The 7529-nt window shown below is 59.3% G+C and carries 5 protein-coding genes and 1 pseudogene; 4 read left to right on the plus strand and 2 right to left on the minus strand.

What is annotated here, in order from left to right:
• Both A3754_RS16380 and fadB read right to left on the minus strand, forming a co-directional pair.
• Positions 1 to 744 (minus strand): beta-ketoacyl synthase N-terminal-like domain-containing protein (locus tag A3754_RS16380; RefSeq protein WP_304439840.1); only part of this gene is annotated, 744 nt, incomplete at its 3' end.
• Between the two features lie 26 nt (positions 745 to 770).
• Positions 771 to 2918 carry a fatty acid oxidation complex subunit alpha FadB gene (fadB, locus tag A3754_RS16385; RefSeq protein WP_063520558.1) on the minus strand — a complete coding sequence of 716 codons (2148 nt, stop codon included), beginning with the start codon at positions 2916 to 2918 and terminating at the stop codon, positions 771 to 773.
• Positions 2919 to 3364: 446 nt separating this feature from the next.
• Here fadB and recJ point away from each other — a divergent pair, with 446 nt between their 5' ends.
• From recJ to A3754_RS16405, 4 genes and pseudogenes are all read left to right on the plus strand, one after another.
• A complete protein-coding gene (recJ, locus tag A3754_RS16390; RefSeq protein WP_369817621.1) occupies positions 3365 to 5089 on the plus strand; it encodes a single-stranded-DNA-specific exonuclease RecJ in 1725 nt (574 codons plus the stop codon).
• A gap of 333 nt (positions 5090 to 5422) precedes the next feature.
• Positions 5423 to 5707, plus strand: a complete 285-nt coding sequence (locus A3754_RS16395; RefSeq protein WP_035247581.1) for a hypothetical protein — start codon at positions 5423 to 5425, stop codon at positions 5705 to 5707.
• Positions 5708 to 6119: 412 nt separating this feature from the next.
• Positions 6120 to 7236, plus strand: a protein-coding gene (gene prfB / locus A3754_RS16400) for a peptide chain release factor 2 (protein ID WP_156497033.1) whose coding sequence is annotated in 2 segments (ribosomal slippage) — positions 6120 to 6191 and positions 6193 to 7236 — 1116 coding nt in all. Because the reading frame shifts where the segments join, the coding sequence is not laid out codon by codon here.
• 99 nt (positions 7237 to 7335) lie between these two features.
• A pseudogene (locus A3754_RS16405) lies at positions 7336 to 7529 on the plus strand (lysine--tRNA ligase); the annotation flags it as partial.

Consider the following 7529-nt stretch of genomic DNA (forward strand, 5'->3'; position numbering starts at 1 on the left):
ACCGTCAGACAGGGCAGAGGAGGTGCCGGCAGTGACGGTACCGTTGGCCGGATCGAAGACCGGACGCAGTTTCTGCATGTCTTCGATGCTGGCGCCAGGACGGATCACTTCGTCAATTTCGCACAGCACTTTGTGGCCGTTCTGGTCGTGGCCTTCGATCGGCACGATTTCGTTTTTCCAGCGACCTTCCTGGGTGGCTTCCCACGCCAGTTTGTGGGAGCGAACACCGAAGGCGTCCTGCTGCTCACGGGTGATGCCGTGCATTTTGCCCAGCATTTCCGCGGTCAGGCCCATCATGTTGGATGCCTTGGCAGCCACTTTGGACATTTCCGGGTTCAGGTCGATGCCGTGATCCATGGCCACGTGGCCCATGTGCTCTACACCACCGATCACAAATACATCGCCGTTGCCGGTCATGATGCTTTGTGAGGCGGAGTGCAGTGCCTGCATGGAAGAACCACACAGACGGTTCACGGTTTGTGCAGCGCTGGTGCGCGGCAGACCGGCCAGCATGGAGATGTTTCGGGCGATGTTCATGCCCTGTTCTTTGGTCTGGTTTACACAGCCCCAAATCACATCTTCAGTAAGCTGGGTGTCCCAGTTCGGGTTACGGGCCATCAGCGCCTGGATCAGCTGGGCTGACAGTTTTTCGGCACGCACGTGACGGAACTGGCCATTACGGCTCTTGCCCATGGGGGTACGGACCGCATCGACGATGACGACGTCTTTAGGATTCAAACTCATATCTCTTACTCCTGCTTGTCCGTGGCTTAGGCGAAGAAAGACTCGCCCTTGGCGGCCATGTCTTTGAGCATCTGCGGTGCTTCGTAGATGCCACCCAGGTGCGCGTACTTGTCACACAGCGCGACGAATTCTTTAACGCCAACACTGTCGATGTAACGCAGCGGACCGCCACGGAAGGGAGGGAAGCCGATGCCGTAGATCATGGCCATGTCGGCCTCGGCAGCGGAACCTACGATGTTGTCTTCCAGGCAGCGAACAGTTTCGGTGCACATGGGAATCATCATGCGGGCAATGATTTCGTCCGCATCGAATTCCTGGGTGTCCGCAACGTGCGGCTTGATCAGTTCGTAGGTGGACTCGTCGACAACCTTTTTGGTTTTGCCTTTCTTGTCCAGCTCGTACTTGTAAAAGCCGATGCCGTTCTTCTGGCCGTAACGCTCGTTTTCGAACATCACGGTAGACACATCTTTGAAGTCGTACTGCATGCGCTCGGGGAAGCCTTCCGCCATGACCTGGGCCGCGTGAACACCGGTGTCGATGCCAACCACGTCCATCAGGTACGCCGGGCCCATGGGCCAGCCGAATTTCTGCATCACTTTGTCCACGGCCTGGAAGTCGGCACCGTCGCGCATCAGCATGCCGAAGCCGCCGAAGTAGGGGAACAGTACACGGTTAACCAGGAAGCCGGGGCAGTCGTTAACCACGATGGGAGTTTTGCCCATTTTCTGGGCGTAGGCCACCAGGGTGCCAACGGTTTCGTCGGAGGTCTTCTCGCCACGGATCACTTCCACCAGCGGCATCATGTGCACCGGGTTGAAGAAGTGCATGCCGGCGAAGTCTTCCGGACGCTTCAGGGCTTCAGCCAGTTTGGTGATGGAAATGGTGGAGGTGTTGGAGGCCAGCACGGTGCCCTCGGTCACTTCGCCTTCCACTTCCGCCAATACGGACTGCTTGACCTTCTGGTTCTCAACAACCGCTTCAACCACCACGTTCACGTTGGCGAAGTCGCCGTAGTTCAGGGTCGGGCGGATGGAGGACAGCACTTCGGCCATTTTGGCCGGCTTCATTTTCTTGCGCTCAACACGCTTGGTCAGCAGTTTGCTGGCTTCGCTCATGCCCAGGTCCAGCGCCTTGTCGGCGATGTCCTTCATGATGATCGGAGTGCCTTTGGAGGCAGACTGGAAGGCGATGCCGCCACCCATGATGCCCGCGCCCAGTACTGCAGCCTGGTTGATTTCCTTGGAGGCCTTGGCAGTTTTGCCGTTGACCTTTTTCACTTGCTGGTCTGCCAGGAACAGGCCGACCAGGCAAGTTGCCTGTGAAGACTTGGCCACTTTGGCGAAGCCTTTGGCTTCCACTTCCAGTGCCTTGTCGCGGTTCATGCCACCGTGCTTCTGCATGGTGTTCACGGCCGCTACCGGTGCCGGGTAGTTCTTGCCAGCCTGGCCCATCACCATGGCGGTGCAGGTCTGGAAGGCCATCATGTTTTCCATGGGCGGTAGTTTCAGCGGCTCAAGCTTCTCGGCGCGCTTGGCGCGGAAGTCGATCTTGCCGGCCAGGCACTGCTTGACCAGATCGATGGCCGCGTTTTGCAGTTCGTCGGGGGCAACAACGGCGTCGGCTACGCCTACGCTCAGTGCTTTGTCAGCCTTGTGCTGGCCGCCTGCGGCGATCCACTCAACCGCGTTGTCCACACCGATCAGGCGGGGCAGACGCACGGTACCGCCGAAGCCCGGGTACAGGCCCAGCTTCACTTCTGGCAGACCGACCTGTGCTTTTTCGCTCAGCACGCGGAAATCTGCGGCCAGGCACATTTCCAGGCCGCCACCCAGGGCGATGCCGTTAACGGCTGCCACTTTGGGAATGTCGAGATCTTCAAAAGCGTTGAAGACTTCGTTGGATTTCAGACACCAGCCGGCGATTTCGTCTTCCGGCAGTTTGAACATGTCTGTGAATTCGGTGATGTCGGCGCCAACAATGAAAACCCCTTTGCCGGAAGTCACGATCAGGCCTTTGATGTCGCTGTTACCTTTAACAGCTTCCACAGCCTTACCGAGATCTTCCACGGTTTCCTGATTGAACTTGTTAACGGACTCGCCCTGAAGGTCAAACTTCAGTTCGGCGATGCCGTCGTCAAGCAGTTGTACGCTTACGGCGTTGCCTTGATAGATCATAGCTTCTGCTCTCCAGTCCCAAAGTACGCGGTTTAAATGACCGCTTTGGTGTGCCCCAGGCCCCGAAATTCGGGGTGGGCGCGTCGTTTACATGGCATTCATGTGAGTGTTTGCTTACATAAACGACGAAACTCGTAGGCCCGCAAGTATAGGGAAGCGGGATGACTTTTTTAGCCCTAATTTGTGACTATCTGGTCGTGGTGGTGATTGCGGGGTACCGTATGGCGAAAATTTCATCACTTGCTCCTTGTGTTCGTGCTGTTAGGGCGGCGCCGTGGCAGACTGCCGGTCTGGTGCCGCCCCGGCTCGCCGGGGGCATTCATGATGCAAGCATCATTTCCCACAAACTTCGCGCCCTCTCAGAAAGGCAGAGGTTTTGTGGGAAGTCATGCTTGCATGACGAATACCCGGCCTGGCCAGAACCCCTGACTCACCGAGCCCCATTCATGCCCATGGACAAACCCAGCTTGCCCAAGATCACCCGCCGGCCGCAGCACACGCCGGACTGGCCCGATGTGCCGCCCATGCTGGCGCGGATTCTGGCCGGGCGAGGGGTGACCGATCCGGCGCAACTGAACCTGGGCCTGAAACGTCTGCCGCATCCTGAGCAGTTCACTGGTTTGCGTGGGGCTGTGACGTTGCTTTTACAAGGGCGAACAGACCACTGGCGCATCTGCATTGTGGGCGACTACGACGCGGACGGTGCCACGGCCACCACGCTGATGGTGCGAGGCCTGGAGCGGCTGGGTTATCCGCGCCCGGATTTCCTGGTGCCGGACCGGTTTGAATACGGCTATGGATTGTCGCCGGCCATCGTGGACCTGGCCAAAGAGCTGTATGAGCCGGACCTGATCATCACCGTGGATAACGGCATTGCCAGTGTGGATGGGGTGGCTGCTGCACGCGCCCAGGGTATGCGAGTCCTGATTACCGACCACCATCTGCCCGGCGACACCCTGCCGGAGGCGGATGCGCTGGTGAACCCGCGTCTGCCCGGTTGTGAGGATTTCCCCGCCACGAATTTGGCGGGGGTCGGAGTGGCATTTTATCTGTTGATGGATCTGCAGCGGGCGTTGCGCGAGCAGGGCGTTACCGCCAGCGCGCCGATTACCGATCTGCTGGACCTGGTGGCGCTGGGCACGGTGGCCGATGTGGTGGTGCTGGACGATGCCAACCGGGTGTTGGTGGAGCAGGGCCTGAGGCGGATTCGTGCGGGTAAGGGGTGCCCAGGCATCCGCGCGTTGCTGCAAGTGGCCGGGCGCGATCCCAGCCGGGTCTTGGCGGCGGATATGGGTTTCGCAGTGGGGCCACGCCTGAACGCAGCGGGGCGGCTCACCGATATGACTCAGGGCATCGCCTGCCTGCTGGCGGAAACCGATGCCGAAGCCACCGAGATGGCTCAGGACCTGGACACCATCAACCGGGAGCGCCGCTCCATCGAGCACGGCATGCGCGATGCGGCCATGGAAGAGGTGGCCCGGCTGGATGCGGATAACCTGCCCGCGGGCCTGTGCCTGTATGGCAAGGAATGGCATGAAGGGGTGGTGGGCATTCTTGCTTCGCGGGTAAAGGAAGCGATTCACCGGCCGGTGATTGCCTTTGCCCCGGCCCAGCAGCGCGGCCAATTGAAGGGCTCGGGCCGTTCGATTCCCGGCTTGCACCTGCGCGATGCGCTGGATGCGGTGGCCACAGCTAATCCCGGGCTGCTGAGCAAATTCGGTGGTCACGCCATGGCGGCGGGCCTCTCGCTGGAGCTGGAAAAGCTGGACGCGTTCAAGGCGGCGTTCGAAAAAGCGGTGGGCGAGCTGTTGTCTCCAAAAGCGCTGGAGCGCATTGTGGAAACGGACGGCGAGCTGGAAGACCACGAGCTGTCGCTGACCAATGCCGAATTGCTCAGCCACCGTTTTCCCTGGGGGCAGGGGTTCCCGGCCCCCAGTTTTGATGGCGAATTCGAGGTGCTCAAGTACCGCATCGTCGGCGAACGCCACCTGAAACTGACCCTGGGCCTGCCCGGCGTCAGCGGGGTGATTGATGCCATTCATTTCAATGTGGCGGTGGACGCGCTGCCCAGTCGTATCAGCAAGGTGCGCGGGGTGTATCGCCTGGAGGTCAACGAATTCCGTGGCCAGCGCAATCCCCAGCTGCTGTTCGAGCATCTGATTCCGCTTTGATCGGTCTGATGCGGTGGGAATGTCGGATTACGGCTACGCCTAATCTGACCTACAAAACCAACCAGCTCCCCGTGACTATGTAGGTTGAATTAGCCTGAAAGGCGTAATCCAACATTGGGCCTGGAATCAAAACCGCTTTATGTTCCCCCCATCGACTCCTGCAAAATTGTCGACAATGCTGTCGGCGGCCCCGGTTTTTGCTAGCATTGCGCTTCGCGCTCGACACCGGGTGCCTGTTTTACCAGGGTGCGGCCCAAAAGGCCGTGCCGGCATTGACTGCGCGGGGTGGCTATCGTCCACCGCCGTGTTGTGTCCTTAACGGAGGGGACTCAAATGAAGACCATACACAAGCACCGCCTGAAGGTGGTCAACGAAGTGCAGGAGTTACGCCTGCCCGAAGAAGGCAAGGTACTGCGGGTGGATTACATCCCCCAGGAAGCGGTGATTTTCATGTGGGTGGAAGTGGACGCGGACACCGTGATCGACACTCCGAAAGAAGTGCGCACCTTCAAGGTGTTCACCACCGGTTCCGGCATTCCCAACAATGCCCGCTATATCGGTACCACCATCGATAACATGAAGGGCGAGGCTCACCACGTTTACGAGTTGAGAGACTGACGTAGGAAGCGATCCGTTACATCTACGAAGCCGCTGTAGGAACGAAGCGTAGCGGAGTAACGCACGTATTTCCGTGAGGCCCGAAGGGTGAGCGAAGCGAATAGTCCCTCTTGAGGGACGAACCACGCGTCAGCGTGAAAATCATCCGCAGAGCCTACCCCGGATTCGGTTCGGAGCAGCAGAGCAACCGGGGCCTCCAGAATGATCAGGTGACCCCCGCATTGCCTGTTTCCTCGCGAGGGCTGGTATTCGTCCCTCAAGAGGAACTCCTACAGCGGCTTCGTTATAAACGTGCGGGTCGACGTTCCTGCGGAGCGGGGAGGCTCTGACCCTCGTCAGCCAACCCGCAAACCGTTAGACTGCGCTGTTGTCCGCATATCAATTTGCCAAGCACTTATTCTAGAGAGACGTAATGGAAGTCAATCCGCTGCGAACCCACCTTTCCAACCTGTCTGAGCGTGTCGAAGCGCTTAGGGGGTATCTTTGACTACGATCAGAAGAGTGAACGTCTGACCGAAGTCGAGCGCGAGCTTGAAAACCCGGATGTCTGGAGCGATCCGGACTATGCCCGGGCCCTGGGCAAGGAACGGGCCCAGCTGGAAATGGTTGTGAACACCATCAACGATGCCTCCCAGGGAGTGGAAGACACCTCCGCCCTGTTAGAGCTGGTGGTGGAAGAGGGGGATGAAGACACTCTCTCGGAAGTGGAAAGCGACCTGCGTGATCTGGAAAAAATGGTGGCGGATCTGGAATTTCGTCGCATGTTCTCCGGGCAGATGGATGCCTGTAACGCCTATCTGGATATCCAGGCCGGTTCCGGTGGCACCGAGGCCCAGGACTGGGGCGAGATGATGCTGCGCATGTACCTGCGCTGGGGCGAGGCCCACGGTTTCAAGACCGAGCTGGTGGAAGCGTCCGCCGGTGATGTGGCCGGCATCAAGTCTGCCACTATCCGTTTCGAAGGCGAGTACGCCTACGGCTGGCTGCGTACTGAAACCGGCGTGCACCGGCTGGTGCGCAAGAGCCCGTTCGATTCCGGCGGCCGCCGTCATACCTCGTTCAGCTCGGTGTTCGTGTCCCCGGAAGTGGACGACGATATTGATGTGGATATCGACGTGGGCAGCATGCGGGTGGATACCTACCGGGCCTCCGGCGCGGGTGGTCAGCACGTTAACCGGACCGATTCGGCGGTTCGCCTGACCTATGAATACACTGATGATGGTGGCGAGAAGCACACCCTGGTGACCCAGTGTCAGAGCGGGCGTAGCCAGCACCAGAACAAGGATCAGGCCCTGAAGATGATGCAGGCCAAGGTCTACGAACTGGAAATGCAGCGCCGCAACGCGGAAAAACAGGTACAGGAAAGCAACAAGTCGGATATTGGCTGGGGCAGCCAGATCCGCTCCTATGTACTGGATGATGGCCGTATCAAGGATCTGCGCACTGGCGTTGAGAGCCACAATACCCAGCAGGTATTGGACGGCGCGCTGGATCAGTTTATCGAAGCCTCCCTGAAAGCGGGATTGTGATTGCTACGCTGGACGCCTGATGCCTGGCGCCAGACGCTACCCACAACGCGTCTGGCGCCAGGCATCGGGTGGCTGGCGCTTTACCGGAAGCACTGAGTTATGAGCCAAGACAACACCACACAGAATGTCGACGCCTCGCAGCAAGCCGCTGCCGAAAACCGGCTGATCGCTGAGCGCCGTGCCAAGCTGACCGAACTGCGCGAACACGGCAATCCGTTCCCGAACCATTTCCGCCGGGATTCCCTGGCCGCCGACTTGCAGGCGCAGTATGGCGAGTTCACCAAGGAAGAGCT

It is taken from the genome of Alcanivorax sp. HI0083, from assembly GCF_001635175.1.

Excerpts from the sequence above, each read along its gene's own strand:
- fadB (WP_063520558.1), bottom strand. The coding sequence starts at position 2,918 with ATGATCTATCAAGGCAACGCCGTAAGCGTACAACTGCTTGACGACGGC.
- recJ (WP_369817621.1), top strand. The coding sequence starts at position 3,365 with ATGCCCATGGACAAACCCAGCTTGCCCAAGATCACCCGCCGGCCGCAG.
- A3754_RS16395 (WP_035247581.1), top strand. The coding sequence starts at position 5,423 with ATGAAGACCATACACAAGCACCGCCTGAAGGTGGTCAACGAAGTGCAG.